22 protein-coding genes and 1 tRNA gene are annotated in these 26,386 nt (G+C 72.0%); 13 read left to right on the top strand and 10 right to left on the bottom strand.

Going from position 1 to position 26,386, the window contains the following annotated elements; all coding sequences use genetic code 11:
• Positions 1 to 30: 30 nt before the first annotated feature.
• Positions 31 to 1,317 (bottom strand): MFS transporter, encoded by a 1,287-nt coding sequence (locus ACWDZ7_RS00535; protein ID WP_451793705.1) that lies wholly within the window; start codon positions 1,315 to 1,317, stop codon positions 31 to 33.
• Between the two features lie 79 nt (positions 1,318 to 1,396).
• Between ACWDZ7_RS00535 and ACWDZ7_RS00530 the strand changes: the two genes are divergently transcribed.
• The gene (locus tag ACWDZ7_RS00530; RefSeq protein ID WP_451793703.1) at positions 1,397 to 1,975 is read left to right on the top strand and encodes a MarR family winged helix-turn-helix transcriptional regulator; all 579 of its coding nucleotides are present in this window, start codon (positions 1,397 to 1,399) and stop codon (positions 1,973 to 1,975) included.
• A 25-nt stretch (positions 1,976 to 2,000) separates the two neighbouring features.
• Here ACWDZ7_RS00530 and ACWDZ7_RS00525 read toward each other — a convergent pair whose 3' ends face one another.
• The 6 genes from ACWDZ7_RS00525 to ACWDZ7_RS00500 all read right to left on the bottom strand — a co-directional run bounded on the left by ACWDZ7_RS00525 (position 2,001) and on the right by ACWDZ7_RS00500 (position 6,735).
• Positions 2,001 to 2,444: a VOC family protein gene (locus ACWDZ7_RS00525; RefSeq protein ID WP_451793701.1), complete on the bottom strand. Its 444-nt coding sequence runs from the start codon at positions 2,442 to 2,444 to the stop codon at positions 2,001 to 2,003.
• Positions 2,445 to 2,599: 155 nt separating this feature from the next.
• Complete coding sequence (locus tag ACWDZ7_RS00520; RefSeq protein ID WP_451793700.1) at positions 2,600 to 3,370, bottom strand: succinate dehydrogenase iron-sulfur subunit; 771 nt, start codon at positions 3,368 to 3,370, stop codon at positions 2,600 to 2,602.
• On the bottom strand, positions 3,370 to 5,124 hold the full coding sequence (sdhA, locus tag ACWDZ7_RS00515) for a succinate dehydrogenase flavoprotein subunit (RefSeq protein ID WP_451514904.1): 1,755 nt from the start codon (positions 5,122 to 5,124) through the stop codon (positions 3,370 to 3,372). The genes ACWDZ7_RS00520 and sdhA overlap by 1 nt, the downstream gene beginning before the upstream one ends.
• Positions 5,125 to 5,140: 16 nt before the next feature.
• The gene (locus tag ACWDZ7_RS00510) at positions 5,141 to 5,635 is read right to left on the bottom strand and encodes a succinate dehydrogenase hydrophobic membrane anchor subunit (protein WP_451793699.1); all 495 of its coding nucleotides are present in this window, start codon (positions 5,633 to 5,635) and stop codon (positions 5,141 to 5,143) included.
• An 8-nt stretch (positions 5,636 to 5,643) separates the two neighbouring features.
• The gene (gene sdhC / locus ACWDZ7_RS00505; protein ID WP_076684883.1) at positions 5,644 to 6,024 is read right to left on the bottom strand and encodes a succinate dehydrogenase, cytochrome b556 subunit; all 381 of its coding nucleotides are present in this window, start codon (positions 6,022 to 6,024) and stop codon (positions 5,644 to 5,646) included.
• A gap of 147 nt (positions 6,025 to 6,171) precedes the next feature.
• Positions 6,172 to 6,735: a 2-oxo-4-hydroxy-4-carboxy-5-ureidoimidazoline decarboxylase gene (locus ACWDZ7_RS00500; protein ID WP_451793697.1), complete on the bottom strand. Its 564-nt coding sequence runs from the start codon at positions 6,733 to 6,735 to the stop codon at positions 6,172 to 6,174.
• An 851-nt stretch (positions 6,736 to 7,586) separates the two neighbouring features.
• On the opposite strand from ACWDZ7_RS00500, the gene ACWDZ7_RS00495 reads away from it, so the two are divergent.
• From ACWDZ7_RS00495 to ACWDZ7_RS00470, 6 genes are all read left to right on the top strand, one after another.
• A complete protein-coding gene (locus ACWDZ7_RS00495; RefSeq protein WP_451793695.1) occupies positions 7,587 to 9,188 on the top strand; it encodes a beta-N-acetylhexosaminidase in 1,602 nt (533 codons plus the stop codon).
• 132 nt (positions 9,189 to 9,320) lie between these two features.
• Positions 9,321 to 10,157: a DUF4328 domain-containing protein gene (locus tag ACWDZ7_RS00490; protein ID WP_451793693.1), complete on the top strand. Its 837-nt coding sequence runs from the start codon at positions 9,321 to 9,323 to the stop codon at positions 10,155 to 10,157.
• A gap of 125 nt (positions 10,158 to 10,282) precedes the next feature.
• Complete coding sequence (locus ACWDZ7_RS00485; RefSeq protein ID WP_451794140.1) at positions 10,283 to 10,789, top strand: hypothetical protein; 507 nt, start codon at positions 10,283 to 10,285, stop codon at positions 10,787 to 10,789.
• A 147-nt stretch (positions 10,790 to 10,936) separates the two neighbouring features.
• Complete coding sequence (locus ACWDZ7_RS00480; RefSeq protein WP_451793691.1) at positions 10,937 to 11,539, top strand: hypothetical protein; 603 nt, start codon at positions 10,937 to 10,939, stop codon at positions 11,537 to 11,539.
• A gap of 243 nt (positions 11,540 to 11,782) precedes the next feature.
• Complete coding sequence (locus ACWDZ7_RS00475) at positions 11,783 to 13,993, top strand: hypothetical protein (RefSeq protein WP_451793689.1); 2,211 nt, start codon at positions 11,783 to 11,785, stop codon at positions 13,991 to 13,993.
• Between the two features lie 44 nt (positions 13,994 to 14,037).
• Entirely contained in the window at positions 14,038 to 15,636 is a 1,599-nt protein-coding gene (locus ACWDZ7_RS00470) for an amino acid ABC transporter substrate-binding protein (protein ID WP_451793687.1), read from the top strand.
• 42 nt (positions 15,637 to 15,678) lie between these two features.
• Here the strand turns inward: ACWDZ7_RS00470 and ACWDZ7_RS00465 are convergent, their stop codons facing one another.
• Positions 15,679 to 18,240 carry an FG-GAP-like repeat-containing protein gene (locus ACWDZ7_RS00465; RefSeq protein ID WP_451793685.1) on the bottom strand — a complete coding sequence of 854 codons (2,562 nt, stop codon included), beginning with the start codon at positions 18,238 to 18,240 and terminating at the stop codon, positions 15,679 to 15,681.
• A gap of 360 nt (positions 18,241 to 18,600) precedes the next feature.
• Between ACWDZ7_RS00465 and ACWDZ7_RS00460 the strand changes: the two genes are divergently transcribed.
• The 3 genes from ACWDZ7_RS00460 to ACWDZ7_RS00450 all read left to right on the top strand — a co-directional run bounded on the left by ACWDZ7_RS00460 (position 18,601) and on the right by ACWDZ7_RS00450 (position 21,074).
• Complete coding sequence (locus ACWDZ7_RS00460) at positions 18,601 to 19,548, top strand: hypothetical protein (protein ID WP_451793683.1); 948 nt, start codon at positions 18,601 to 18,603, stop codon at positions 19,546 to 19,548.
• A gap of 123 nt (positions 19,549 to 19,671) precedes the next feature.
• Positions 19,672 to 20,304 (top strand): RNA polymerase sigma factor, encoded by a 633-nt coding sequence (locus ACWDZ7_RS00455; protein ID WP_451793681.1) that lies wholly within the window; start codon positions 19,672 to 19,674, stop codon positions 20,302 to 20,304.
• A complete protein-coding gene (locus tag ACWDZ7_RS00450) occupies positions 20,301 to 21,074 on the top strand; it encodes a hypothetical protein (protein ID WP_451793679.1) in 774 nt (257 codons plus the stop codon). The genes ACWDZ7_RS00455 and ACWDZ7_RS00450 overlap by 4 nt, the downstream gene beginning before the upstream one ends.
• Positions 21,075 to 21,219: 145 nt before the next feature.
• On the opposite strand, the gene ACWDZ7_RS00445 is transcribed toward ACWDZ7_RS00450, so the two are convergent.
• A tRNA-Met gene (locus tag ACWDZ7_RS00445) sits at positions 21,220 to 21,293 on the bottom strand.
• 339 nt (positions 21,294 to 21,632) lie between these two features.
• Here ACWDZ7_RS00445 and ACWDZ7_RS00440 point away from each other — a divergent pair.
• Entirely contained in the window at positions 21,633 to 22,355 is a 723-nt protein-coding gene (locus ACWDZ7_RS00440) for an RNA polymerase sigma factor (protein WP_451793678.1), read from the top strand.
• Complete coding sequence (locus ACWDZ7_RS00435) at positions 22,355 to 23,464, top strand: hypothetical protein (RefSeq protein ID WP_451793676.1); 1,110 nt, start codon at positions 22,355 to 22,357, stop codon at positions 23,462 to 23,464. The genes ACWDZ7_RS00440 and ACWDZ7_RS00435 overlap by 1 nt, the downstream gene beginning before the upstream one ends.
• 245 nt (positions 23,465 to 23,709) lie before the next feature.
• Here the strand turns inward: ACWDZ7_RS00435 and ACWDZ7_RS00430 are convergent, their stop codons facing one another.
• On the bottom strand, positions 23,710 to 24,636 hold the full coding sequence (locus tag ACWDZ7_RS00430; RefSeq protein ID WP_451793674.1) for a L,D-transpeptidase family protein: 927 nt from the start codon (positions 24,634 to 24,636) through the stop codon (positions 23,710 to 23,712).
• 134 nt (positions 24,637 to 24,770) lie between these two features.
• Here ACWDZ7_RS00430 and ACWDZ7_RS00425 point away from each other — a divergent pair, with 134 nt between their 5' ends.
• On the top strand, positions 24,771 to 26,351 hold the full coding sequence (locus ACWDZ7_RS00425) for an acyl-CoA mutase large subunit family protein (RefSeq protein ID WP_451793672.1): 1,581 nt from the start codon (positions 24,771 to 24,773) through the stop codon (positions 26,349 to 26,351).
• Positions 26,352 to 26,386 lie beyond the last annotated feature (35 nt).

The raw sequence follows: 26,386 nt of genomic DNA, 5'->3' as shown, positions 1-26,386 counted from the left end.
GCGCCGCCGGTCCACCGTCAGTGACGACCTCTAGCCGGCTCCGACGGCGCCAGGCTCCTTTGACGGAAGGTCCGGCTCCGGTCCGTCCGCGCGCGTGGGGAGGGTGAAGCGGCGCACGCCCGGCACCGCCGCCGTCCCCGCGCACGCCGTGCCCACGACCGCGGCGGCGATCCACAGCGGAGTCGCGGTGCCCCAGGCGCTCGCCATGAGCGGCGCCAGGACGTAGCCGAGCGGCATCGCGGCCATCGAGAGCAGCCAGTCGTACGAGGTGACGCGGGCCAGCACCGAGGACGGTATCGCCGCCTGCACCGACGTCGCCCAGACGGGGCTGAGGAAGCCGAGGCCGGCCTGGGCGAGGCCGTAGGCGGCGATGACGGCGGGCGCGGGGGCCTCGGCGGCGAGCAGCGCGAGCGGCAGCGCGTACGTCGCGAGGCCCAGATTGGCCATGAGGATCGGCCGCTTGGGCCGCGCCCGCCCGGCGAGCAGCGAGCCGAGCAGCAGCCCGACCGCGCCCGCCTGGAGGATGCCGATCCACACCTCCTCGCCGCCGAGCTCCGCGACGGCGAGGGCGGGACCGAGAGTCATGAGCACGGCGGCGGCGCAGTTCCAGGCGGCGTGGGCGATCAGGCTCGTCCAGTACCAGTCGCGGCGCCGCACCTCCTGCCAGCCCTCGACGAGGTCCTTGCGCAGGGAGCGGTGCGGTCCCGTCGGCACCTCGCGGCGGATGCGGACGGCCGAGAGCAGACAGGCGCTGACGGCGAAGGAGGCGGCGTCCAGGACGAAGGCCCAGCCGGGTCCCGCCGAGGTGATCAGGAGTCCGGCGAGGGCGGGGCCCGCGAGCGCGGTGCTGCTCCTGACGACGCCGAACAGGGAGTTGGCGCCGTGCCGGTCCTTCGCTGTCACCGTGCCGGTGATCAGCCGCGGCAGCGTCGGCAGGGCGAAGGCGGACGCGGCGCCGCCGACGGCCTCGGCCGCCGCGATGTGCCACAAGCGCGGGTCGCCGCCCAGCAGTTCGACGCCCACGAAGAGCTGGACCCCGCAGCGCAACAGGTCGGTGGTGAGGGCGATGGTACGGGCGTTGAAGCGGTCCGCGACGACCCCGCCGAGCGGCAGCAGGAGCAGCCGGGGCCCCATCGCGCAGCCGAGCACGAGGGCGAGCGCGGAGCTGGAGCCGGTGGCGCGGAGAACGGCGAGGGCGAGAGCCGCGGGGATGACGGCGTCGCCGATCAGGGACAGGGTGCGGCCGAGGAAGAGCAGCCGGAAGGGGCGGTTGCACAGCAGCGGAGACGACGGGATGCGGGGGAGCAGCAGCGGCATGCGGGGACAGTATTTCGCTTCCGAAGTATTCGTCAACGAAATATCCGATGCCGAAGGGGAGGGGGTTAGTGTCGTCGGCATGGCGGAAAAGCAGAGCCCGGATCACGGACCCGACACGGCGGATCAGCGGGAGGACGCGGCCGACGGGCAGCCGGCCCGGGACTGGACCGACGGGCACGTCGAGCGGTGGCTCCCCGTACTGCCCACGCTCGACCCGGACATCGAGGGCGCGGTCACCCGCATGAGCAAGCTCACCGTCCATCTGCGCCGCGTGCGCGAGCAGTCGCTCGCCGACTTCGAGCTGGACCGCCAGGAGTTCGACACCCTGCACAAGCTGGCGGGCCGCGGCGGCGCGGCGAGCCCCTCCGAACTCGCCGCGGACCTCGACCTGGCCCCGGCCTCCGTCACGGGCCGCCTGGACGGCCTGGAGCGCCGCGGCCTGGTCCGCCGTACGCCGTCCAGAAGGGACCGCCGCCGGGTCGACGTGGAGCTGACCGAGTCGGGCAGGGCGACGTGGCGCGGGGCGATGGCCGTCCTCGGCCACGAGGAGGAGCGCCTCCTCGGCGTGCTCGACGCGGCGGAGCGCACGCGGCTCTCCGACATGCTGCGACGGATCATGCTGGTGGCGGAGGCCGACGGGGGCGCGGGCTGGCGCTAGCTCCGCGCTTCAGGAACTCCGCGCTTCAGGAACTCCGCGCCAGCTCCGGGCGCTTGAGGTAGTCCGTGAAGCCGATGACGTTGCCCCACGGGTCGGCGATCTCCACGGTCCACCCGGTGGCGACGGAGAACGGCTCGGCGAGCAGCACGACCCCCGCGTCCGCGAGCGCCCGCGCCTTGGCCCGGGCGTCCCGGACCTCCAGCCACACGCGGGGCGAGGGCCACGGCGGCGTACGCGGCATGATGCCGTCCTCCACGCGCAGCAGTAGGCCCGGGGTCTCCTTGCCCACCTTCAGGATGGCGAGCCCGATCTCGTCGAGCCGGAACGAGACCGGGAACCCGGCGCGTTCGTAGAACCCGACGGCCTCCCCGAGGTCGCCGACGGGAAGCAGGACGTTGTCGAAGCCGAGCAGCTCCGCGGAGGGCTCAACGGACAGGCCGACCGACTGGTTGTCTGACATATCTGACATTCCGTCAGCGTAGGACGGCGGCCGCCGTGCGGGCGCAGGCGCGCGAGGACCATGCCGTGAGCGCCCCCATCTGGCCCGCACCGGAAGACGATGACGAAGCGGCCCCGCTCCGGAGGAGGAGCGGGGCCCACAGTGACGTACAGGCGGAAGCCGGGTCAGTAGCGACGCGTGATCAGCGCGCGCTTGACCTCCTGGATCGCCTTCGTGACCTCGATGCCACGCGGGCACGCGTCCGTGCAGTTGAACGTCGTGCGGCAACGCCACACGCCGTCCTTGTCGTTGAGGATCTCCAGGCGCTGCTCGCCCGCCTCGTCACGGCTGTCGAAGATGAAGCGGTGCGCGTTCACGATCGCGGCCGGGCCGAAGTACTGGCCGTCGTTCCAGAAGACCGGGCACGAGGACGTGCAGGCGGCGCAGAGGATGCACTTCGTCGTGTCGTCGAAGCGCTCGCGGTCCTCGGCGCTCTGCAGACGCTCGCGCGTCGGCTCGTTGCCCTTCGTGATGAGGAAGGGCATCACGTCGCGGTACGCCTGGAAGAACGGGTCCATGTCGACGACCAGGTCCTTCAGGACCGTCAGACCCTTGATGGGCTCGACCGTGATCGGCTTCTCGGGGTTGATGTCCTTGATCAGGGTCTTGCAGGCGAGCCGGTTGCGGCCGTTGATCCGCATGGCGTCCGAACCGCAGATGCCGTGCGCGCAGGAGCGGCGGAACGTCAGCGTGCCGTCCATGTCCCACTTGACCTTGTGGAGGGCGTCGAGGACGCGCTCCTTGGGGTCGATCTCCAGCTGGAAGTCTTCCCAGACGGCATCCGCCGAGACCTCGGGGTTGAAGCGGCGGACGCGGAGGGTGATCGTGATGTACGGGGAGTCGGCGAAGCCCGCCTCGGGCTTGGCGTCTTCCTTGTCGAGGGTCGGGGTTGCCATCAGTACTTACGCTCCATCGGCTGGTAGCGGGTCTGGACGACCGGCTTGTAGTCGAGACGGATCGTCTCCGTGCCGTCGTCGCCGACCTCGCGGTACGCCATGGTGTGGCGCATGAAGTTGACGTCGTCGCGGGTGGGGAAGTCCTCGCGGTAGTGGCCGCCGCGGGACTCCTTGCGGGCGAGCGCGGACTGCGCCATGACCTCGGCGAGGTCGAGCAGGTTGCCCAGCTCGACGGCCTCCAGGAGGTCGGTGTTGAACCGCTTGCCCTTGTCCTGGATCGAGACGTTGAGGTAGCGCTCGCGGAGTTCCGCGATCTTCTCCACCGCCGTCTTGATCGTCTGCTCGGTGCGGAACACCATGACGTTGGCGTCCATGGTCTCCTGCAGCTCCTTGCGGAGCTCGGCGACCCGCTCGGTGCCCGTGGCGTCGCGCAGCCGCTCGACCTGGGAGACGACCAGCTCCTCCGGGTTCTCCGGGAGCTCGACGAAGTCGGCCTTCGCCGCGTACTCGGCGGCGGCGATGCCCGCGCGCTTGCCGAAGACGTTGATGTCCAGGAGCGAGTTGGTGCCGAGGCGGTTGGCGCCGTGGACCGACACGCAGGCCACCTCGCCCGCCGCGTACAGGCCCGGGACGACCGTCGTGTTGTCCGCGAGGACCTCACCCTGGACGTTCGTCGGGATGCCGCCCATGGCGTAGTGCGCGGTCGGCTGGATCGGGATCGGGTCCGTGTAGGGCTCGATGCCGAGGTAGGTGCGCGCGAACTCCGTGATGTCCGGGAGCTTCGCGTCCAGCTGCTCCGGCGGGAGGTGCGTGAGGTCGAGGTAGACGTGGTCGCCCTCGGGGCCGCAGCCGCGGCCCTCACGGATCTCCGTGTAGATGGAGCGCGAGACGACGTCACGGGACGCGAGGTCCTTCATGACCGGCGCGTACTTCTCCATGAAGCGCTCGCCGTCCTTGTTGCGCAGGATGCCGCCCTCACCGCGGGCGCCCTCCGTAAGAAGGATGCCCATGCGCCAGATGCCGGTCGGGTGGAACTGGAAGAACTCCATGTCCTCCAGCGGCAGCCCGCGCCGGTAGCAGGCGGCCTGGCCGTCACCGGTGAGCGTGTGCGCGTTCGAGGTCACCTTGAAGAACTTGCCGGTGCCGCCCGAGGCGTAGACCACGGACTTCGCCTGGAAGATGTGGATCTCGCCGGTCGCCAGCTCGTACGCGACGACGCCCGCGCTCTTCTTGACCCCGTCCACCTCGACGATGATCTGGTCGAGGACGTAGAACTCGTTGAAGAACTCCACACCCTCCTTGACGCAGTTCTGGTAAAGGGTCTGGAGGATCATGTGGCCGGTGCGGTCGGCCGCGTAGCAGGACCGGCGGACGGCGGCCTCGCCGTGGTTACGGGTGTGACCGCCGAAGCGGCGCTGGTCGATCGTCCCGTCCGGGGTGCGGTTGAACGGCAGCCCCATCTTCTCCAGGTCGAGGACCGCGTCGATGGCCTCCTTCGCGAGGATCTCGGCGGCGTCCTGGTCGACCAGGTAGTCGCCGCCCTTGATCGTGTCGAAGGTGTGCCACTCCCAGTTGTCCTCCTCCACGTTGGCGAGCGCGGCGGCCATGCCGCCCTGCGCGGCGCCCGTGTGGGAGCGGGTGGGGTAGAGCTTGGTGAGCACGGCGGTGCGGCTGCGCTTCGTCGCCTCGATGGCGGCGCGCATGCCGGCGCCGCCCGCGCCGACGATGACGGTGTCGTACTTGTGAATCTTCACTGAGGTCGCCTCGGCTTTAGCGGATGTTCGGGTCGAAGGTGAAGATCACCAGCGTGCCCAGAAGGATGGTGAACACCGTGGCGGTGTACAGCAGGCCCTTGAGCCACAGACGCGTGTTCGGGCGCTCGGCGTAGTCGTTGATGACCGTGCGCAGGCCGTTGGCGCCGTGCAGCATCGCGAGCCACAGCATCAGCAGGTCCCAGACCTGCCAGAACGGCGAGGCCCAGCGGCCGGCGACGAACGCGAAGCCGATCTTCGAGACGCCGCCGTCGAGCACCAGCTGGATCAGCAGGTGGCCGAGGACGAGGACGACGAGCACGACACCGGACAGGCGCATGAAGAGCCATGCGGCCATCTCGAAGTTGCCGCGGGTCGAGCGCGGGGTCTTGGCGGTGCGCTTGCGAGGCGCCTCGATGAGCGGGGCCGGGTGGTCCACGTCGTAGAGCGAGGCACCCTCGACGGGGCCCACCCCGGACGAGCCGGACTTCTCAAGCGTGGTGTCAGCAGACATGTCTGGCGTCAGCTCCCGAAGACTTCGCGGACGGCGTGGCCGAGGACGGGGTAGAGCGCCCCGACCATCAGCACGACCCAGATGCCGACGACGGTCCAGAGCATCTGCTTCTGGTAGCGGGGACCCTTCGACCAGAAGTCGACGGCGATGACGCGCAGGCCGTTGAGCGCGTGGAAGAGGATGGCGGCGACCAGGCCGTACTCGAGGAGTGCGACGAGGGGCGTCTTGTAGGTGCTGACGACATCGTCGTACGCCTCCGGGGAGACGCGGACGAGAGCGGTGTCGAGCACATGCACGAACAGGAAGAAGAAGATGAGGACGCCGGTGACTCGATGAGCCACCCATGACCACATTCCTTCCCGGCCGCGGTACAGCGTTCCAGCCGGCACGGAAGAACCCTCCGGGAGCGGGGATTGGGGCCGGCCGGCTTCTTGTCGGACGAGCCCGGCCGGGTACGGTCCACCGGCCGCTCGTCATCGTATCGACGAGTTGTCGGTAGCCCTGCGCCGGGTCCGCAGGTGTGATCAAACAGGCAATCAAACAGGCACGTACGGGCTATCAGGGCGCGCTGCCGAGCGAGTGCCCTGGGCGGTGTGGCGCCTGGTCAGGCGCGTCAGACGGCCGCGGGCCAGCCGGCGCAGCTCTTCGGCGGCGACGGCGCGTTCCTCCTCCGGATCGTTGCCGAGGCGTGACCGGAGGGTGGAGAGCAGGTGGTCGAGGGCCTCGTTCGGGGCGACGTCGTCGAGACAGACCACGAAGACGTGACCGAAGCGGCTCTCGTACGCGGCGTGGGCGGCGCGGAGGGCGGTGTGGGCGGCGGTGTACGTGGCGTGGGGCGTCCCGGGGGCGGTGGTGTACGCCGTCCGGGGCGCCCCGTGGTGGGGTGCCCCGTGGTCGGGTGCCGGCGGGGTGAGGGGTTCGCGGGCCAGGGCCTCGGCGAGGTCGGCGGGTGAGAGGTCGTACGTCGCTTCGTCGGAGGCGGCGAGCAGCGCGTCGAGGTCCGGATAGGGCCGGTGGGCGGCGACGCGGCGGGCCCAGCGGAGGCTGCCGCAGCAGGTGAGCAGCGCGGCTTCGGCCGCGTGCGGCGTGGCGCGGTTCAACTGTTCCGGCGTGGCCTCCGGGGCGGCGGCGTGGGCGGCGTCGCCGGGGGATCGGGGGGAACGGTGCGGGGACAGCGGGTGCTCCTGGGCCGGGGGCGGGGTGGTGCGTGTGTCTTGTTGGGGGCGGTGCGTGGACGGGACTTGGACGGTGCGTATGGGGACGTAACGCTAGCCAGGGGCGGAGAGAGACGTCCGGTGGGTGAGCGAATTTTCACTCGGATGGGGGAGATTCGCTTCGCGGGTTGACGGGGGCTCGCGGGGGCGCCTCGCGGGGGCGCGTCGTAGCGTGGCGGTATGGCTGTGACTTCTGGTGCGGGGTGGTGGGGGCGGACGTGGACGTGCGCCGGCGCCGCGCGACGGGGCGCTTATCCGCCCGTTTGCCTGGGGGTGCCTGGTGGGCGTGTTCGATCTGCGGGTGGGTGGTCGGTTGCGCTGAGGGTGTCTCCCACCCACCCGCCCGTTTACCTCGGGTTGCCCGGTGGGCGTGCTGGGTCTGGGGTGGGTGTTCGGTCTGCGGGTGGGTGGTCGGTTGCGCTGCGGGCGTCTCCCGCCCACCCGCCCGTTTGCTTGGGGTTGCCTGGTGGGCGTGTTCGATCTGCGGGTGGGTGGTGGGAGGTATTGCGGGTTGCTCCTGCCCGCCCGCCCGTCTACCTCGAGTTGTCCGGTGGGTGTGTTCGCTTCGCCAGGCGGTGGTGGCTTGTGATACCGGGTGGACGGGTGCGTGGGTGGGGGAGGCCGCTGCGGAGCGGCCGGGTTTTTTCGGGGTGTGGAGGTTGCGGCCGATCCCATGCACCGCAGAGGCAGGACCGGGGCGCCGAGCCATCGCACCGGCACCCTCTGAGGAGGCGGCGGTGAAGCGTGGGCCCGTCGCGGCCGGCGGTGCCGTCGTCGTCGCCGGAGCCGTCGCGCTGACCGTGGCGTTCTGGCCCGGCGCAGACGCGGGTGGAGGCCGGACGAAACCCGCGGATTCGCCTCCCTCGGCCGGAAAGCCCACCGCGTCGCGCACACCGGGGCCCAGCAAGGGGTACCCCCTGTCGAAGGCCCCGGCCACCATCCCCGCCGTGCGCGAGCACACCGCCGCCCGCGGCCCCGGCTGGCGCCCCCAGGAGAACGCGGGCCGCGTGGTCGTCCGCCACCAGGATCTCGCCGACGAGGGCCGCCTGCTCGCCGGAGAGCTGCGGCTGAAGTACGCCGGTGAGAAGACGCCCCGGCGGGGGGACGTGGAACTGGCGCTCGCCCCGGACGAGGACGCGGACCCGGAGTCGTACACCCTCTCCGTGAAGAACCGCAGGGTCCGCATCACCGCCCCCGCCGAGGCCGGTGTCTTCTACGGGACCCGCACCCTCAAGCAAGAGGTGAAGGCGGGCCGGACGGCCCCCGAGGGCGTCGTGAGGGACCGGCCCGCCAAGCCGCAGCGCGGCTTCATGATCGACATAGCCCGCAAACACTTCGACGCGGAGTGGATCGAGGACCGCGTCCGCGAGCTGGGCGACCTCAAGTACAACCAGCTCGGCCTGCACTTCTCCGACGACCAGGCCTTCCGCATCGAGTCGGACTCGCACCCCGAGATCGTCTCCTCCGACCACCTCACCAAGGCCCAGGTCCGCCGCATCCTGAAGCTGGCCGCGAGCCGCCACATCACGGTCGTGCCGGAGATCGACTCGCCCGGTCACCTCGGCGCGGTCATCCGGAAGCACCCCTCGCTCCAGCTCCGCGACGCCCGCGGCACCGCGACGCCAGGCGCCGTCGACATCACCGATCCGGAGGCGGCGGAGATCGTCGACGACCTCCTGGAGGAGTACGCGGAGCTCTTCCCCGGCCGCTATTGGCATCTCGGCGCGGACGAATACCGCGCCCTCATGGTCAAGAACCCCGAGGCGTCCTACCCCCGGCTGGCCGCCGCCGCCCGCGAGCGGTACGGGCCCGAGGGCCGTGTGCAGGACCTGGCGACGGACTGGCTCAACGACCGGGCCGAGGCCGTACGCCCGTACGAGAAGAAGCTCAAGGCGTGGAACGACGGCTTCTTCCGCGGCGGCCAGGTCCAGCCCGCCGACGACCTGGAAGTCGCGTACTGGACGGGCAAGGAGATCGGCGCCCGCGACCCCGTGGAGTATCTCAAGGCCGGGCGCGAGCTGGTCAACTACAACGACGAGTACCTCTACTACGTACTCGGGCAGCCCAACGCCTTCCGCTACCCGACCGGACAGCGGATCTACGAGAGCTGGACCCCGCTGGTGATCCGCGGCACGCGGCCGGTGAGCGAGGAGTACGACGACCAGATCCTCGGCGGGTCGTTCGCGGTCTGGTGCGATCTCGCCGGGTCGCAGACGCAGGCGCAGGTCGCCGAGGGCATCCGCATGCCGCTGCGGGCCACCGTCCAGAAGCTGTGGGACCCGAGAAGGCCCGCGCTTTCGTGGAATGACTTCGTCAAACTCGCTGATACCGTCCGGTAGCCGCCGCCGGTAGCCGCCGGGCGCGCCCTGGGGAGGGACACGGGCGGCTCTTCGTATGTGTTCTGTCAATCCATTGTGTTCTGTCAATCCATGCTCGCGTATGCCCGTGAACCCGTGGGGGGTCGCTCAGTAATGCTGTGCACGTCATGTCAGTTCAACACGGCGACGACGTCGCAGGGGCTCTGCGACGTCTGCGTCCAGGCGGCCGCCGCGTCCGCGCCGCCGCCGGTCCCGCCGCCCGCCCCGGCCGGTGCCTGGCTGCGCTCGCCGGTCGGGCTCGGCCGGGCCGTCGCGGTGCTGCTCGGCGTCGTCATCGCCATCGACCTGTACGCGCTGTGGGCGGGCACCGTGATGCGCGACGTGATGAACGATGTGATCGCGGGCGAGTACGGGGCGGACATCGAGCGGGAGGCGGAGCACGCCGACGTGCTGTACGCGCACAGCGGGTCCGCGCAGATGGTGGCGCTGATCGCGACCTGCGTCGTCTTCCTCGTCTGGTTCCGCCGGGTGCGCGTGAACGCCGAGGTGTTCGAGCCGTACATCCATCGGAAGACGCGCGGCTGGACGGTGTGGGGCTGGTTCGTGCCGGTCGTGAACCTCTGGTTCCCGCGGCGGATCGCCCTCGACATCTGGGACGCGAGCGGCGACCGTTCCGTGGCCCTGGACCGTACGCTGACGCTCGACCCGTCGGCGGCGCGCGGCCCGCACCCGCTCATCAACGCGTGGTGGACGCTGTGGGTGGTGAACATCTTCGTCGGCCGCTGGGCGTCCCGGACGTACGGGGACGCCGAGGAGGCCGAGGAGATCAGGTCGGCGGTCAACGGCCTGATGCTCACGGACGCCCTCGACATCGCGGCCGCCGTGCTGGCCATCGTCTTCGTGCTCCGTCTCACGCGCATGCAGGACCGCAAGGCCAGGCTGGGCCCGCCCCTGGCGCAGCCGGCGCCGGAGCCCTTCGCCGCTCCGTGATCGCCCCCTTCCGGTGGCGAACTCGCGTAACCGCGTGGTGTATTCGGCCAGGAGGGGAGAACTGCCACCGGAGTGGGCAGAACGGCTTGAACGCGGTCGGTACGGAGTACAGCGGGGGGACGCGCATGGGCTACTGGGGCTACTACGTCGTGGGCAGGAGCGAGCGGCCGCTCGCGGAGTCCACGGCGCTCGCGGGCGTACGGGACGACCTCGCCCTCCTCGACCGGCGGGCCGACGGCTGGCAGGTGTGGGAGGTGCCGGGCGGCGACGGCGCGCGCGACGTCGGGAACATGAACGCGCTGGCCCTGGAGACGGGCGCGCCCGCGCTCTTCGGATACGTGATGGACAGCGACTGCGTGGTCATCGAGGCGGCGGCGCCCGAGAGCGGGGCGTGGACGACATGCCTGGCGCGGCGCGCGATGGCCGCGTACCTCGGCGACGGCGAGCTGACCGTGGAGGACTACTTCCTGGAGCCGCGCGACGCCGCCGGACGCGCGGTCGCCTGGGCCGCCGAGTCGGGCAGGACGGTGCGGGCGGCCGCGCTGCTCGACGTGCTGAACGCCGACGCCGAGCCGTCGGCGGAGCAGCTCTTCTTCCGCTTCCTGGACCGGCTCGGCGTCGTGCCGCAGTGACGGCCGCGGTGACGGCCGCGGTGACGGCCGCGGTGACGGCCGCGGTGATGACCGCGGTGACGCGGCATTGACGTGCAGTGACGTTCCCGGGGCAGCGCGCGCAGTAAGGATGAAGCGCAGGTAGGTCCGTGACGGGAGACATACAGCATGAGCCTGGTGGAGCTGATCGCTCAGGCCGACGAGCGAGGCCTCGCGGCCAGCGGGCTCGCCTGCCTCGACCGCTGCGTGCCGGTCCTCGGCGGCGAGGACGAACTGCTGCGGCCGCTGTGGGCGAGACTCGCGGAGGGCGCCGACTGGGGCGGGCCGCTGGCCGAGGCGCGCGCCGCGCTCACCTCCGCGCCGGGCACCCCCGGCCGGCCCTCCGAGGAGGCCGTCGCGCTCGCCCGCCGCATGCTCGACGCCGTACCCGCAGCGCGCTCGGGCCCGGCGGTACGGGAGTGGGCCGACGGCTGCTCCGTCGCGGCCCTCCAGGTCCACCGCCTGCTGGACACCGCGCCCACCGGCGGTGCCCGCACGGTGGCGGCGCGCTGCGAGGGCCGCACGGACGGCATGACGCCGCTGGTCGCGGCCGAACTCCGGCGGCAGGTGCAGATCCTGGAGCTCCTGTCCAACAAGGGCGCGGGGCCGGCGGGCGGTCTGCGGCAGGCGCTGGACGTCTCCATGGAGGGACGGCGGGTGCTGCGGGCGGTGGTGTCGCGGCGGGAGCGGGAGCGGGAGCGGGAGCGGGAGCAGGGGCTGAGGCGCGGCTGACGGGTGCGGCTCGACTCGCCTCCCCGCGAGCCGTACGTGGTGAATGCGGCGCAGATACCGAACAGCCCCGTGCCCCCTAAACCGGCGATTTCCTTGACGCCGGTTGCGTCGGCGCGCCGGTGCGTAAGCGTGAATCAGCCGAATTCCAGGGGGTTTTCAAAAGACTCCCTAAAGTCCGGGGGCTTGGCTAACCTGGCGTGCCACCAATTGACCAACTGGCCGCCATGGCCGCGGAGAGCGCCCGTGCCTGATGAACTCGGATTCGAAGAGCTGCTCGGTGACGGCGGCCTGGTCGCCCGGCTGCTCGGGAAGACCGCGGCCGGGCGCAAAAAGGAACCGCTCTTCGGGCCCGATCTGCCGGTGGTCCTTCTCGTGGGCGGGCCCGGAATGGGCAAAGGGCGGCTTCTGAGGTGTGTGCGGCGGCACTTCGGGCCGCGCGTCCCCACCGCGTACGTCGACTGCGCCCGGACCGAATGCCGCGAACAGGCCGAGCAGCGGCCCGGCAGCCGCTCCGAGGTGACCGAGGTGCTGCGCACCATCGCCTTGCAGTACGGCGACTGGGACGGGGACGGCGGCGCCATCGCCGTGCCCCGGCTGTACGCGGGACTCGCCGCCGCCGCGGGCAGCGACGGCCTCGCCAACCCCGCCGCCCTGGTGGACGAGGTGCGCCGCCTCGACGAGCTGCTGCCGCCGCGCTCGTTCTGGCGAGGGGTGGTCAGAGGGGCGGCCCAGAACTATCTGGGCTTCGTCGGCGGACTGATCGTCGATCCCGTGGTCGGGCCGTTCGTCAACGCCCTGATCGAAGGGCTGTTCGCGCGGACATCCGCCGAGGGCAAGGCCGCCCTCGCCGAGACCTACGGCGACTACCCCGGAGCGGGCGGCCAGCCGCGCGCCGGGCTGCGTGCTCTGGCCGCCGACTTCCAGCAGGGCTTCGAATCCCGCCGCATCGCGGAGAACTTCCTGCTCAGAGCCCTGCGGCAGGATGTCGACGCCGCCTACCGCTCGGTCCACGGCCGCCTGACACGTGTCGGCCGCCCCGCCCTGCTGCTCGACCACGCGGACAACCCGCTCGGCAGGAAGCTGGTGAAGCCGACCCTGGAGGACCGGGAGCTGGGGCGCCACGACCGCCTGATGGTCTTCGCCACCGCGCGCCGCGAGGACGGCGGCCGCTTCCTGCGGCACGCGGGCAACTCCCCGGCCACCCCGGCCGTGTGGGAGCCGGTCCTCGGCGGACTGCCCGAGTGGAGCCGTCCGGCGGCGCACGTGCCGGACCACGCACCACTGTGGCGCGGCGTCCTCCTCGTACGCATGCCCAAGCTGACGCGCGAGCAGCAGAAGGCCGAGACCGGCAGGCTGCGCACCCGCCAGGAAGGCGCGGGCAACGCCACGCGGCTCCGGATCGACAGCGGCATCCACCGGCTCAGCGCCGGGCGCCCGCTGTTCGTGACGCGGCTCGGCGAGGCCACCGCGTCACTGACCTTCGACGAGCCCGCCGACTGCGGCGACTGGGCGCTGCTCGACGCCCGCGTGCCCGCCGGGGAGGACGACCAGGGGCGCCCGGTGGCCGACCGGCCGGTGGCCGACGTACTCCTCGACGAACTCGTCGTCCGGCAGCTCCCCGAGGAGCTGCCCCCGGAGCACCGGGGCCACTGGCTGGACCTGCTCAGCCACCTCTCGGTGGCCCACGACGCGGAGTGCGCCCAGACCCTGATGCGGGCGGCGCAGGAGGGCCGCGACGAGCGCCTGTCCGCGTACCGCATCGCCGAGCTCCTGGAGGACAGCGGCTGGCCGCACTGTCCCCGGCACTTCATCGGCGACCTGGGCCTGCGCCGCCTGCTGATGCGCAGGCTCCACCGGATGCGCGCCGACGGCGCCGCCTGGCACGCCGACCACGCCCTGCTGCAAGGGCACTACCGCGACCTCGGCGACCACCACCCCGACGAGCTGTTCGTGACCGCCGCCGCACACCGCATGCACCACCTGCTGGCCTCCGACGGCGCGGAACTCGTCACGCGCTACCTCTCCGACACCTTCCTCGACCGCCCCACCCGCGACTGGTGCGGGGAGCTGCTCGCCATCGCCGACGCCCCCCTCATCGGGGCGCCCGACGACCGGCTCGCGCACGCGCTCGGCGAGACCCAGGTGCGCGGCGACACCCGGCGCCGGAAGGTGGACCGGCTGCTGCACGCGGCATGGCTGAGCGAGGAGCGGACCCGGCCGCTGGACGAGACCGTGCCGGGCGCCCTGCGCGGCCCGCTGCGTGAGCTGAGCGAGGAACTGGCGGGGGTCGCCGACGAGGCGGTACGGGACCAGGGGCCCGAAGGGGCCGACGCGGCAAGGGCGGCCGACGGGGCCGCGTTCCTCGTCCACGTGGCCCGCGACTGGGGGGACCGGGCCGACGACAAGCAGCCGCTGAAGCGGTGCAGGTGCACGGAGCACATCGGGTTCGGCTGAGCACGTCACCGGAAGTCACCGTCCGGAGAGGGAGGGCAGCGGCGTTGAGAGGGTTCAGGGACTGGCTGTACAACACGTTCTGGGCGACGTTGAGGCGCAAGATCCTCACCGTCCTCGGTCTCGTGACCGTGGGCGTACTCGCCTACCTCTTCCTGCCGCGCCCGTGGGAACAGGAGACCGAGAGCTGCGCCACCGGCGTGGAGAAGCACGACGGCGAGTGCATCGGTGTCAACGGCACCGGCTACGACTTCGGCACCCCGGAGATCACCGAGGTGGCCCGCGCGATAGCGAAGGAGAACGAGGAGTTCGTCGGCGACAAGCCGCACATCACCGTCGCCCTGATGCTGCCGCTCCAGTCCGACATGGCCGCCGAGCGCAAGCAGCTCCGCAGCGAGATCCAGGGCGCCTACCTCGCCCAGTACCGCGCGAACCGCGAGGAGAGCACGCCCCTGCTGCGTCTGGTCCTGGCCAACCCCGGTGACGCGTACGGTCAGCAGGAGAAGGTCGTCGACCAACTGGCGGACATGTCGACCGACAAGCGCGACAACCTCCGTGCCGTGACCGGCTTCAACCTCAGCCTGAACGCGACGAAACAAGCCATCAAACGCCTGACCAACGAGCTGCACATCCCCGTCCTCGCCGCCCGCGTCAGCGCCGACGAACTCGCCAATCCGGAGAACAGCACCGGCAAGGACCCCTATCCCGGCCTCGCCCGCATCATCCCCACCAACCGCCAGCAGGCGGACGCGCTGGCCAATTTCCACGGCAAGCTGGACGACGACCAGACCGTCCTGGTCAGGGACAAGCGGCCGCACGACATCTACAACGAGTCGCTCGCCAAGGCGTTCAGCCGCGACGAGAAGGGACCGCCGGGACCCAAGGAGCAGCCCTTCGAGTCCCCCTCGATCACCGACCCGGGGGACACGGGCAACGACTTCACGCTCATCGCCCAGAACATCTGCCAGTCCTCGGCGCACTACGTCTACTTCGCGGGCCGCCCCGTCCACCTGCGGCTCTTCGCCCTGAAGCTGGCCGACGTGCAGTGCAGGGGGAAGAAGTACACGATCGTCAGCGGCTCGGGCGCGGCCACGCTCAACCGCTATATGAGCGGCGACGACTGGGACAGGCTGCGCGGCGGCGGGAAGGAACCCGTCATCACGGTGCAGTACGCGGCCCCGGGCCACCCCGACGCCTGGAACCGGGAACTCAGCCACAAGGACGGCGCCAAGGAGCGCCCGGCCCGCTTCACGGAACCCCAGCAGGAGCTGAACGAGCTGCGCGCGCTGATCAAGAAGGGGAGCGCCGGGGACATCGGGGACGTACGCCTGGACGACTCCCGCACCATGCTGGTGTACGACGGCACACGCACCATCGCCCAGGCCGTGCTGCTCGCCAACGCCCAGACCGAGGGCACCGTGCCGCCGCTGAAACGGGTCTCCGACATGTGGCAGCGCCTCGAAGCGGTCAACCGGGTCCGCGGGACCAGCGGCTGGATCTGTCTGACCAACGCGGGCAACGCGTACGACAAGCCGGTGGCCGTGGTCGAACTCGACCCGCGTACCGAGGACTTGCGGTACGTCGGCATCGGCTGGCCGGAGGGCAAGGCCCAGCCCGCGGACTGCCGGGTGCCCAGCGACACGTGAGGCGCCGCTCCCGGGGCGGCCCGGGGAGCGGCGCGTGAGCTGTTACGGCGTCAGCGTCTGGCCCAGACGGGCACCTGCCGGGGTCCCCAGCGTCGTACGTCCGTAGTAGACGCCGCTCGATCCGGGCACGCCCGAACCGCCGCTGTCCAGCTGGAGAATCGTGCCGTCGCCGGCGTCCTCGCCGTCGACGCCGATGGCCAGGTCCGCGCGGCCGGAGCCGGACAGGTCCGCCAGCGTGACCGAGGAGCCGAGGCGGTCGCCGGACTCCGTGGAGCCGGGGACGCCGGGCTCGTCCTGCGAGAAGGCCTTCGCGCCCGTGCCGGTGAGGCCGGACGAGGAGCCCTTCAGGAGCAGCGACGTACCGGCGTCCTTGCGGCTGGCCCCCGAGCGGGTGATGTCCTCACCGGGGGCGCCCGTGAGGACATCCGCGTAGCCGTCGGCGTTGTAGTCGCCCGCCGCGACCGACCAGCCCATCGCGTCACCGGACTCGGCCGCGCCGACCACGCCGCTGGTCGCCTGGTCGACCGTCCTCATGCCCGCCGTGGTGAACCCCGTCGACGTGCCCGGGACCACCGTCACCTGGCCGCCCGCGCGTGCGCCCGACTCGGCGGTGTACGGCTGGCCGATGACCAGGTCGTCGTAGCCGTTGCCGTTGACGTCGCCGACGGCGACCGAGCGGCCGCCGGGCACGGAGAGGACACCGACCCGGCTCAGGCCCGAGCGGCCGCCCCGGAACCAGGTGACCTTGCCCTTGCCGGCCTGGTCGCGGTAGGTGAGGGCGACGTCCGCGTAGCCGTCGCGGTTGAAGTCGCCGGACGCGGCGTCCGCGTACGAGATCGCCGTGTCCCGCGAGGTGAGGCTGCCGCCCGACCCGCGGTCCTCGTCGAGCCGCGCGGCCCACGAGCCGCCCGTGCCCGTCGCCGCCGCGAAGACGTCCGCCTTGCCGTCGGCGTTGAAGTCGCCGGACGCGACCGCCGAGCCGAACCTGGCCTTGGAGTAGTGGAAGTCGTCCGAGAGCTGCATGTCCGTGCCGGACGTGAAGGACGGGCCGTACAGCATGGTGACCGCGCCGCGGTCGGTGTTGCCCGAGCCGTCGTCCTCGCCCGGGGCGCCGATGACGAGGTCCGCGTACCCGTCGGCGTTCAGGTCGCCCCACGCGGTGGCGGACGCCCACTCGTCGCCGCGCTCGGAGACGCCGGGGACGCCGGTGCTCGTCTGCGTCAGGGAGATCTTCGCGCCGCCCACCGGGCCGTCGAGACCGCCGGGTATGACGGTGAGGCGCCCGCGGTCGCCCGACGCCTTCGGGGTGCCCGCGACCAGGTCGGTGATGCCGTCGGCGTTGAAGTCGCCGGTCGGGACGGCGGAGTTCCGGCCCGCGCCGCCCGCGTAGCGGCGGATCTCGCCGAGCTGGGCGTACAGGTTCTTGCCGGGGCCCGAGGCCGCCTGGGCGTCGCGTTGGCCGGAGACCGTGTGCAGCGAGGCCTGCTCGCCCTTCTTCCACACGCCCGTGTCGTCGGAGGCGGTCAGCGTGACCTTGCCGGTCGGGCTGCCGTCGTACTGGCCGAGCTTCCAGGCCGCCACGCGCGCCACCGACTCCAGGGCGGCGCGGGTCGGCCTGCCCGCGGGCCTGCCCGTCGCCGGGTCGCCCTCGAAGTCGCCGAGGACGGCGATGCCCGCCGAGTCACCGTCGAAGCCGTGGGTGTGCGCGCCGCGCACGGGTATGTCGACGCCGCCGGCGCGGCCCTCGAATACGCGGCCGCACTTGTCCACGAGGAAGTTGTAACCGAGGTCGCTTTGGCCCTCGGTCTCCACCTGGTACGCCAGCAGGCCGCGGACCAGGGCCGGGGACTGGGCGCAGCTGTAGTCGTTCGAGCCGACCGTGTGGTGGACGAAGACCGCCTTGACCTTGTCGATGTACTCCGGCGGGCCCTCGACGAGTGACTCGTCGGCGCCCCAGGCCGCGCGGCTGATGATGGGTGGCTGGGTGACGGTGGACGGTGGGGGCATCGGGGGCGTCGGTGGCGTCCTTGGTGGTGCCGGTGTGTCGGACGGGAGCGGGGAGGAGGGCGTCTCGCTTCCGCTGCCGCTGCCGCTGCCGCTGCTTCTGCTTCCGGACGCGTCGGTCGCGCCGCCGTCCAGGGACGGGTTCTTCGCCTCCTCGGACGTCACACCCGGGTCCACGAGACTGACCTCAAGCCCCTCGGGAAGCCCCGTACTCGCCGTGCCGTCGGCCGCGACGACGCGGACCTCCACGCCGTCCGAGGGGCCCACCCACAGCGGCTCGGACGCGGCACGCATGCCCGCCTCCGCCTCAGCCTCCGCCTTCTCCGGCGGATGCGGTTCCAGATCCAGGCCGCGCCAGCCGCTCCACTCGCCGGAACCGAGCGCGCGCGTACGGACCTGCGCGCTGCCCTTCAGCTCCTCGGTGGCGCCGCTCCACGAGACGCCGAGCAGCGAGAACTGCTCGGTCGACGTGCGCGGCAGCTCCCGCTTCGCGGCGCCGTCGCCCTTCAGTGCGAGGTCGTGCACGCTCACCGGCCGCTTGGCGCGGGGATCGGCGCCGGTACGGCCGTCGGTGCCCGGGTCGGCCACCGCGTACGTCACCGCCCCCGCACCTCCCAGCACGACGGCACCGATCGTCAGCCACGCTCTGCGCTGGAGACTCAGTGGTCTGTACGCATGCGTGGTACGCGCCTTTTCACGCGGTTTGCGCGGGCTCAATTGCCCCACCCCTCAGCGAATTCCAAGTAAACGAGCAAGTAACCAAGCAAGTGACCAAGCGAGTTCCTACGACCGGCATGGCGGGCAAAGGGTTGTACCCGTGAGGGCGTTTTGCCGCGTGATGTTTGCCGCATGCCCGAGGTGTGACGCGGGGCCCCGTGAACGCGCTGGCTCGTGTGACAGTTGTGAACTGGTGGAGCGGCGGAGTGGGCGGGGACTCGGGTGACTCGGGTGAGGGAACAGATGGCGCGTCGCGTGAACGGCCGGGCGGGGACACGCAGACGGTGGATGCGGGTGGCCGCGCTCTCCGTCGCGATGGGCACGGCGGCGGGCACGCTGGTGTCCTGCGGCTCGGACGGCTCGGTGACGTACTCCGGCGGCACGTTGGAAGAGATGGGCCGGGCGGATTCGACGGCCGATAGTTCCGGTGGTGCCGGTCGTGCCGGCGGTGACGCGGAGCCCGCGTCCCGCGACGAAGCGCGTGGCAGGGAACTCGCCCTGAAAAGCATGGAACTGCTCAGAACCGCCGACACGGTGCGCATCGGCGTCGACAGGGTGACCCCCAAGGGACACCAGAAGGTCTCCCTGCACATGGACCGGCAGAGCAACTGCACGGGCACCTTCGACTCGGGCCCGACGCAGCGCGGCGACCTCATCATGATCGCGGGCGGTGCGACGTACGTACGGTTCAACGACGACGCGCTCGACGCGATCCGCGAGATGGGCGAGCTGCGCGGCCCCGAGACGGCGGCCCGCGTCCGCGAGCGGACGGCGTTGGCGCGCGGGAAGTATCTGAAGATTCCGGTGGGTTCGACCGGCGGCGGCCCGTCGATGCCGATGGGCAGCTGCGACCTCGACAAGATCACCGAGAAGATCGGCACGCCGGAGCTGGGCGGGGTCATCACCGCCCGGCCCACGGCCCGGCGGTACGGCACGGACGTCACCCCGCTCGTCGAGAAGAAGGACGGCGAGGAGACGAACGTGTACGTGGCCGCCTCGGGCAAGCCGTACATCCTCGGCGTCGAGGCGACGAAGGGCGGCGGCATGTTCTCGGGTGGCGACCAGACCATGAAGATGCGGATGTCCGACTACGACGAGCCGGTCGCCGCGGTGGCGCCGGCGCCCGCCCTGACCGTCGACATCTCGCGGATCAGCCCCGGCGGCGCGGGCGGCGGACTGTTCGAGGTCTGAGCGCGCCGAGGAAGTACGCCCCCGCACGCCCCCGCACTGTGACATTTCCGCGCTCTGCGACGCTGGTGACCGTGGGGGCATCGGCAGAGTTGACCGTGCCGCGTTCGGCCGGATGGGAGAGCGTTGGGCCAGGGTGGGGAGCCGCGTCGCGCGCGGGCGCACGACGTGGAGCTGGGCAGGGCCGTAGTGGCGGCCCAGGAAGGCGACGAGGCGGCCTTCGCGGTCGCGTACCGGATCGTCCAGCCGGGACTCGTCGGATATCTGCGCGGCCTCGTCGGCACGGACGGCGAAGCGGCCGAGGACGTCGCCGCCGAGGCCTGGCTGGAGATCGCCAGGGACCTCGGCCGGTTCCGGGGGGACGGGGCGGGCTTCCGCGGCTGGACCGCGACGATCGCGCGGCACCGGGCCTTCGACCACCTGCGCCGCCAGAAGGCGCGGCCGCGCCCCTCCGCGCTGGAACAGGACCTGCTCGAACTGCCCGGCGCGCACAGCACGTCGGCGTCGGCCCTGGAGGCGGTCTCGACCGAGCGGGTGCTCGCCCTGGTCGCGACCCTGCCGCGCGACCAGGCGGAAGCGGTACTGCTGCGGGTGGTCGTCGGCCTCGACGGCCCGGCGGCGGCACGCGTCCTCGGCAAACGCCCCGGGGCGGTGCGGACGGCCGCGTACCGGGGCCTGAAGAAGCTGGGCGAGCGGCTGGGGCTCGACGGCGACGGTGTGACGGATGACGGTCCTGGCACGCTGGGGGAGTCGAGATGAACGCAGACGAACCCTTGGGCCCCGACGGTGCACGGGACCGTCCCTCTCTCCTCGACGTGCTCGCCGAGGCCGTGCGGTCCGGCGCGGACGCCGGGGTGGACGCGGACGCGCAGAGGGACGCGGTCGCGGCGTTCCGCGCGGCGCGCGACGCGGGCGCACACGGCGCGCGGACCCGCCGCCGCGACGACTGGCGCCCCCGTGAGCGCCGCCGCGTCCGCTTCTCGCTGCGGGCGGCCGGGGGTGTCGTGCTGGCCGGGGGTCTCCTGGGCGGCGTAGCACTCGCGGCCTCGGGCACCCTCTCCGACGACCCGCCCCACGAGAACCGCCCCCGGCCGATTTCATCACCCCCGACGACCGGAACGACGGACACCCCGGACCGCAGGCTCCCTTCACGGCAGGGCTCCGGGCTCCCGAAGGAAACCCCGAAGCTTCCCGGGGACGGGCGCGAGGGGAAGCCCGGGGTGCGGGGGACGGACAATCCCGGCCCCGACGGGAAGGGCAAGCCCAGGGCCGAGAGAAAGGCCAATCCGGGAACCGAGGGCAAGGGCAAGCCCGAGGGGAAGGGCAAAGGCAAGGGGAAGCCGAAGGACGAAGCCAAGCCCAAGGCAAAGGGCAAGCCGCCTCAGGGCAAGGGCAAGGGCAAGTCCGAGGCCAAGAGCAGGTCCGAGGGCAAGGGCAAGACCGAGGGCAAGGGCAAGACCGAGGGCAAGGGGACGTCGAAGGACAAGGGGACATCGAAGGGCAAAGGCAAGAACGGAGCCAAGCAGTAAGTGACCGGAGCGCTCCCCGCAAGGCCGACGGCCGGTTTCCGCGCTGCTCACGCCTGGGAGCGGGCACGGCGAGGGCGGCACCGCGGCGGCGGCGCTCCAAATACTTCGGCCCCTCCCGACTCACGTCGGAAGGGGCCGGTTCTCGTAGCGGGGACAGGATTTGAACCTGCGACCTCTGGGTTATGAGCCCAGCGAGCTACCGAGCTGCTCCACCCCGCGTCGGTGACTCCACCCTACGTCACGAATGTCGGCGCGGGCGCCACTCAGGACTTCCCACTCCCTGGCCTCGGATGTCGCGCATCACCGCAGGCTGGAGCGGTATACCGGGGAACCGACCGGGGCCGCCACCCCCCACAGGAGAGGCCCCGGCCGGCACACGGTACGAACCGCGTGCGGTCCGTACTCCCTTCAGCGCCGCCCGTGCGTTTTCTGTCACACCGCGTTCTGTCACCCACTAGTTGCCCTTTGTACAAACATGGACGTGGGGCCGGACAAGGCCGTAGCGTGCTGCTTCGCGCCGGGGCCGGGCGCAGATCTCCGAGTGGCAGGATTGAGAGAGTGCTGGGGGACGACGCGGAGCTGACCGCCGCGGTGCTTGCGGCACAGGACGGGGACGAGACCGCGTTCCGGACTGTGTACCGCGCTGTGCACCCACGGTTGTTGGGATACGTACGTACGCTGGTCGCCGACCCGGACGCCGAGGACGTCGCCTCCGAGGCCTGGCTTCAGATAGCGCGTGATCTGGACCGGTTCAGCGGCGACGCGGACCGGTTCCGGGGCTGGGCGGCGCGCATCGCGCGCAACCGCGCCCTCGACCACATACGTATGCGTGGGCGCCGCCCCGCGATAGGCGGCGACGAGTCGGAGCTGACCGGGAGGCCGGGGGAGGCGGACACCGCCGGAGAGGCGATGGAGTCCCTCGCCACCGGCGAGGCGCTGGCGCTGATAGCGAAGCTGCCGCAGGACCAGGCCGAGGCCGTCGTGCTCCGAGTCGTCGTGGGTCTCGACGCCAAGAGCGCCGCCCAGACGCTGGGAAAGCGCCCCGGAGCCGTCCGTACCGCGGCGCACCGCGGCCTGAAGCGGCTCGCCGAACTGCTGGGCGCGGACCCCGCGGACCCCGCGGAGCCCCCTGGCGCGCTCGGCGCCGTACCCCCTCAAAGAGACCCGCAGAGAGACCCGCAGAGAGACCCTCAAAGAGACCCGCAGAGAGCACCGTGCGGCCGCGCGGTGACGTCCGCCGGTGTGACGCAATCGCGTACGCGGACGCAGAAGGACATGTGATGGCCGACGAGCAGGACAAGTGGCTGGACCGCGACGCGGCGGAGCGTTTGCTGCGCGGCGAGCCCCTCGAAGGCGTCGACCCTCACGCGCGCGTACAGGCCGACCGGCTCGCCCAGGCGCTCGGCGCCCTGGCCGCCACGGACCGCCCGGACGCCCCCGGCGAAGGCGCCGCTTCTGCCGAACTCCCGGGCGAGGCCGCCGCGTTGGCCGCGTTCCGTGCCGCCCGGGCGGCGGGCTCGGACTCCGCGGAGGCCGGTCACCGCTCGGCCGCGTACGCGACGTCCGCCCATGAGGCCGCCGCCGCCGAGACCGTACGCAGGAGCCGCGCCGCCGACCGGCCGAGACCGAGCCGCTGGGGAAGACCGGTGCGCCTCGGGCTCGCCGCGGCGCTCGCGGGCTGCATGGTCGGCGGTGTCGCCGTGGCCGCGGGGACGGGCGTGCTGCCCTCGCCGTTCGGCCGGCACGACGGGCCGAGCCCGGCCGCGTCCGCCTCGCCCGTCGCCTCCACCCCCGAAGAGCCGCGGGTCTCCCCGTCGGACGAGGCCCGGCAGCCCTCCGAGGAGCTGCTGCCGGACGACACCACGGCGCCCGACGACGGGCCCACGCGCGAGCCGCGGACCCATACGCCCCCCGAGGCGGAGGCCGGCGGCGACCACTCCGACGGCGCCACGCGGCTGCCCGGGGACGAGGGCACGCCCGGCGCCGACGGCGGCAAGAACTGGTACCGCAGGGTGGTGGCCGCCTGCCGCGACCACCGCAGCGGCGCACTCCAGGGCGAGAAGCGACGCCGCCTCGAAGAGGCCGCCAAGGGGCACTCGCGGGTGGAGGAGTTCTGCGGCCGCGTCCTCGGCGGCTCGGGCGGCGGCGGCCAGCAGGGCAACGGCGGCGGCCAGGGCGGTCGCAACGGCGGCGGCCAGGGCGGTCGCAACGGCGGGGGCAACGGCGGCGGCGGTGACGAGAACAACGGCGACGGCGACGGCGAGAACGGCTCGGGCGGCGAGGGGGACGGCAGCTCCGGCGGTGACACCGGCGGCGCCCCCGTCCCGCCCCCGGCCCTCCCCGCCCCGACCCCCACGGGCTCGTACAGCGCCCTTCCGGCCCTGCGCTGACGCTGAATCCGGACGGGACGAACCGCCGCCCGCCGCAAGGTGTGACGTTTTTCGACCTGGTGACGCAGTAAGAAGTGAGCCGACTGGTCATCGGCCCGCGCACGAGCCGGGGGTTCCCCCCGTACCTTCGGCTCCGTGCCATCGGCGTGGGCGGGATACGTTCCCCCGATCCCGCCCACGCCGCTTTTCGTATCCCTGTCCCCTGTCACCAGTAGATCTACTTGTAGCCCCTGTCACCAGTAGGACTACTTGTAGATGACGACCCGGTCGCCCATCCGCACCTGGGCGAAGAGGCTCGCGATCTTCCTCTCGTCCCGGACGTTCACGCAGCCGTGCGAACCGCCCGCGTACCCCCTGGCCGCGAAGTCCGCCGAGTAGTGCACCGCCTGGCCGCCGCTGAAGAACATCGCGTACGGCATGGCCGTGTCATAGAGCGTCGAGACGTGGTGCCGGGACTTCCAGTAGACGCTGAAGGTGCCTTCGCGCGTCGGCGTGTACTGCGAGCCGAAACGTACGTCCATCGTCGACACGGCCTTGCCGTCGACCATCCACGTCAGCGTCCGGCTGCTCTTGGCGAGGCACAGGACCCGGCCGGTCAGGCACCGCTTGTCCGGCTTGGCCGGCGGGATGCCGCCGCCCGCGTACAGCTCGTCCCGCGTCGGCTCGCGCGTCATGCCGAGCAGCCGCTGCCAGGTGACGGTGTCGGTCCTGCCGGTGGCGGGCAGACCGCGCTTGCCCTGGAACGCCTTGACCGCGCCGGCGGTGTGCGCGCCGTACGTCCCTGTGGGGTGCACGCGGAACCAGCCGATCTGCCGGAGCCTGGCCTGTAGCTCCCGCACCTTGCCGCCGCGTTCCCCCGCCCGCATGAGCGTCCGGGGGGCGGGCGCGGGATGAGCGCTGGGCCGGGAGGCCGAGGGGGCTGGAGGGGCCGGTGCGGGGGGCGGCGCGGTCGAGGCGCGCGTCGAGGCGCGTGGCGAGGGCGGGGGGAGCGTCGGCGCGGCGGAGACGTGCGGCTTCGCGCCGGCGCCCCGCGCCCCTTCCTCACCCGGCCGCCCGCCATCCGGGTCGACCACCACCGGCTTGCACCCCGCGACCAGCGCGAGCACCGTCACGGCCCCCACAGAGAGCGCGCCCTTACCCAGGCCGCCCTTTCCCATGCGGGGCTTCCTCATGCCGGGCTTCCCCATGCCGGGCTTTCCCGTTCCACTTCTGCCCATCACGCCCCCTGAGCTCCTGGACAACACTTCTCAGTGTTTCCCGGTTTGCCGCGCGTGACGCGTCCGGGAGCCGGGCGCAAGCTGGACGCATGACACACGAGTCGGAGTCCGGACTTCCCATCGAACCCGTGTACGGCCCCGAGGCCCTGGAGGGCTGGGACCCGGCGCGGAAGCTCGGCACCCCAGGTGCGTACCCCTTCACGCGCGGTGTCTACCCGACGATGTACACCGGTCGGCCCTGGACGATGCGTCAGTACGCGGGCTTCGGCACCGCCGCGGAGTCCAACGCCCGCTACCGGCAGCTGATCGAGCACGGCACGACCGGCCTCTCGGTCGCCTTCGACCTGCCGACCCAGATGGGCCACGACTCCGACGCGCCCCTCGCGCACGGCGAGGTCGGCAAGGTCGGGGTCGCCGTCGACTCGGTCGAGGACATGCGGGTGCTGTTCGACGGCATCCCGCTGGACAAGGTCTCGACGTCGATGACGATCAACGCGCCCGCCGCGCTGCTGCTCCTCATGTACCAGATTGTCGGCGAGGAGCAGGGAATCGCGGTGGACCGGCTCACCGGGACGATCCAGAACGACGTACTCAAGGAGTACATCGCGCGGGGTACGTACATCTTCCCGCCGCAGCCCTCCCTGCGTCTGATCGCGGACATCTTCCAGTACTGCAAGGCCGAGATCCCGCGGTGGAACACCATCTCGATCTCCGGCTACCACATGGCGGAGGCGGGCGCCTCGCCCGCGCAGGAGATCGCGTTCACCCTCGCCGACGGCATCGAGTACGTCCGTACGGCGGTCGCCGCCGGCATGGACGTGGACGACTTCGCGCCGCGCCTGTCCTTCTTCTTCGTGGCGCGTACGACGATCCTGGAGGAGGTCGCCAAGTTCCGCGCCGCCAGGCGTATCTGGGCCCGGGTCATGCGGGAGGAGTTCGGCGCGCGGAACCCGAAGTCCCTGATGCTCCGCTTCCACACGCAGACCGCGGGCGTCCAGCTCACCGCGCAGCAGCCCGAGGTGAACCTGGTCAGGGTCGCCGTCCAGGGCCTGGGCGCGGTCCTCGGCGGCACCCAGTCGCTGCACACCAACTCCTTCGACGAGGCGATCGCGCTCCCCACCGACAAGTCGGCCCGGCTGGCCCTGCGTACCCAGCAGGTACTGGCGTACGAGACGGACGTGACGGCGACGGTGGACCCCTTCGCAGGGTCGTACGTCGTGGAGAGCATGACGGACGACGTGGAGGCGGCGGCGCTTGCCCTGATGCGGCGGGTCGAGGATCTGGGCGGCGCGGTGCACGCCATCGAGCGGGGCTTCCAGAAGAGCGAGATCGAGCGCAACGCCTATCGCATCGCGCGGGAGACGGAGAGCGGCGAACGCGTCGTCGTCGGCGTCAACCGCTTCCAGCTCGACGAGGAGGAGCCCTACGAGCCGCTGCGCGTCGACCCCGCCATCGAGGCCCGGCAGGCCGCCCGCCTCGCCCGGCTGCGCGCGGAGCGCGACGGGGCGACGGTGAACGCGGCCCTCGCCGCGCTCCAGGCGGCGGCGAAGGGGGAGGCCAACGTCCTCCACCCGATGAAGGACGCCCTGCGCGCCCGCGCGACGGTGGGCGAGGTGTGCGGGGCGCTGCGGGAGGTGTGGGGGGCGTACGTCCCGGTCGACGCGTTCTGAGACGACGAGGGGCGTGACGGCGGGCTTGGGCCGTC

This window comes from Streptomyces sp. NPDC003032 (assembly GCF_053591415.1).
The sequence above is the reverse complement of the archived record's forward strand: the minus strand, read 5'-3'. Positions and strand labels throughout refer to the sequence as shown.

Excerpts from the sequence above, each read along its gene's own strand:
- ACWDZ7_RS00485 (WP_451794140.1), top strand. The coding sequence starts at position 10,283 with ATGGGCTACTGGGGCTACTACGTCGTGGGCAGGAGCGAGCGGCCGCTC.
- ACWDZ7_RS00530 (WP_451793703.1), top strand. The coding sequence starts at position 1,397 with ATGGCGGAAAAGCAGAGCCCGGATCACGGACCCGACACGGCGGATCAG.
- ACWDZ7_RS00460 (WP_451793683.1), top strand. The coding sequence starts at position 18,601 with ATGGCGCGTCGCGTGAACGGCCGGGCGGGGACACGCAGACGGTGGATG.
- ACWDZ7_RS00425 (WP_451793672.1), top strand. The coding sequence starts at position 24,771 with ATGACACACGAGTCGGAGTCCGGACTTCCCATCGAACCCGTGTACGGC.
- ACWDZ7_RS00520 (WP_451793700.1), bottom strand. The coding sequence starts at position 3,370 with ATGGCAACCCCGACCCTCGACAAGGAAGACGCCAAGCCCGAGGCGGGC.
- ACWDZ7_RS00535 (WP_451793705.1), bottom strand. The coding sequence starts at position 1,317 with ATGCCGCTGCTGCTCCCCCGCATCCCGTCGTCTCCGCTGCTGTGCAAC.
- ACWDZ7_RS00450 (WP_451793679.1), top strand. The coding sequence starts at position 20,301 with ATGAACGCAGACGAACCCTTGGGCCCCGACGGTGCACGGGACCGTCCC.
- ACWDZ7_RS00490 (WP_451793693.1), top strand. The coding sequence starts at position 9,321 with ATGCTGTGCACGTCATGTCAGTTCAACACGGCGACGACGTCGCAGGGG.
- ACWDZ7_RS00435 (WP_451793676.1), top strand. The coding sequence starts at position 22,355 with ATGGCCGACGAGCAGGACAAGTGGCTGGACCGCGACGCGGCGGAGCGT.
- ACWDZ7_RS00525 (WP_451793701.1), bottom strand. The coding sequence starts at position 2,444 with ATGTCAGATATGTCAGACAACCAGTCGGTCGGCCTGTCCGTTGAGCCC.
- ACWDZ7_RS00430 (WP_451793674.1), bottom strand. The coding sequence starts at position 24,636 with ATGAGGAAGCCCCGCATGGGAAAGGGCGGCCTGGGTAAGGGCGCGCTC.
- ACWDZ7_RS00480 (WP_451793691.1), top strand. The coding sequence starts at position 10,937 with ATGAGCCTGGTGGAGCTGATCGCTCAGGCCGACGAGCGAGGCCTCGCG.
- ACWDZ7_RS00510 (WP_451793699.1), bottom strand. The coding sequence starts at position 5,635 with ATGTCTGCTGACACCACGCTTGAGAAGTCCGGCTCGTCCGGGGTGGGC.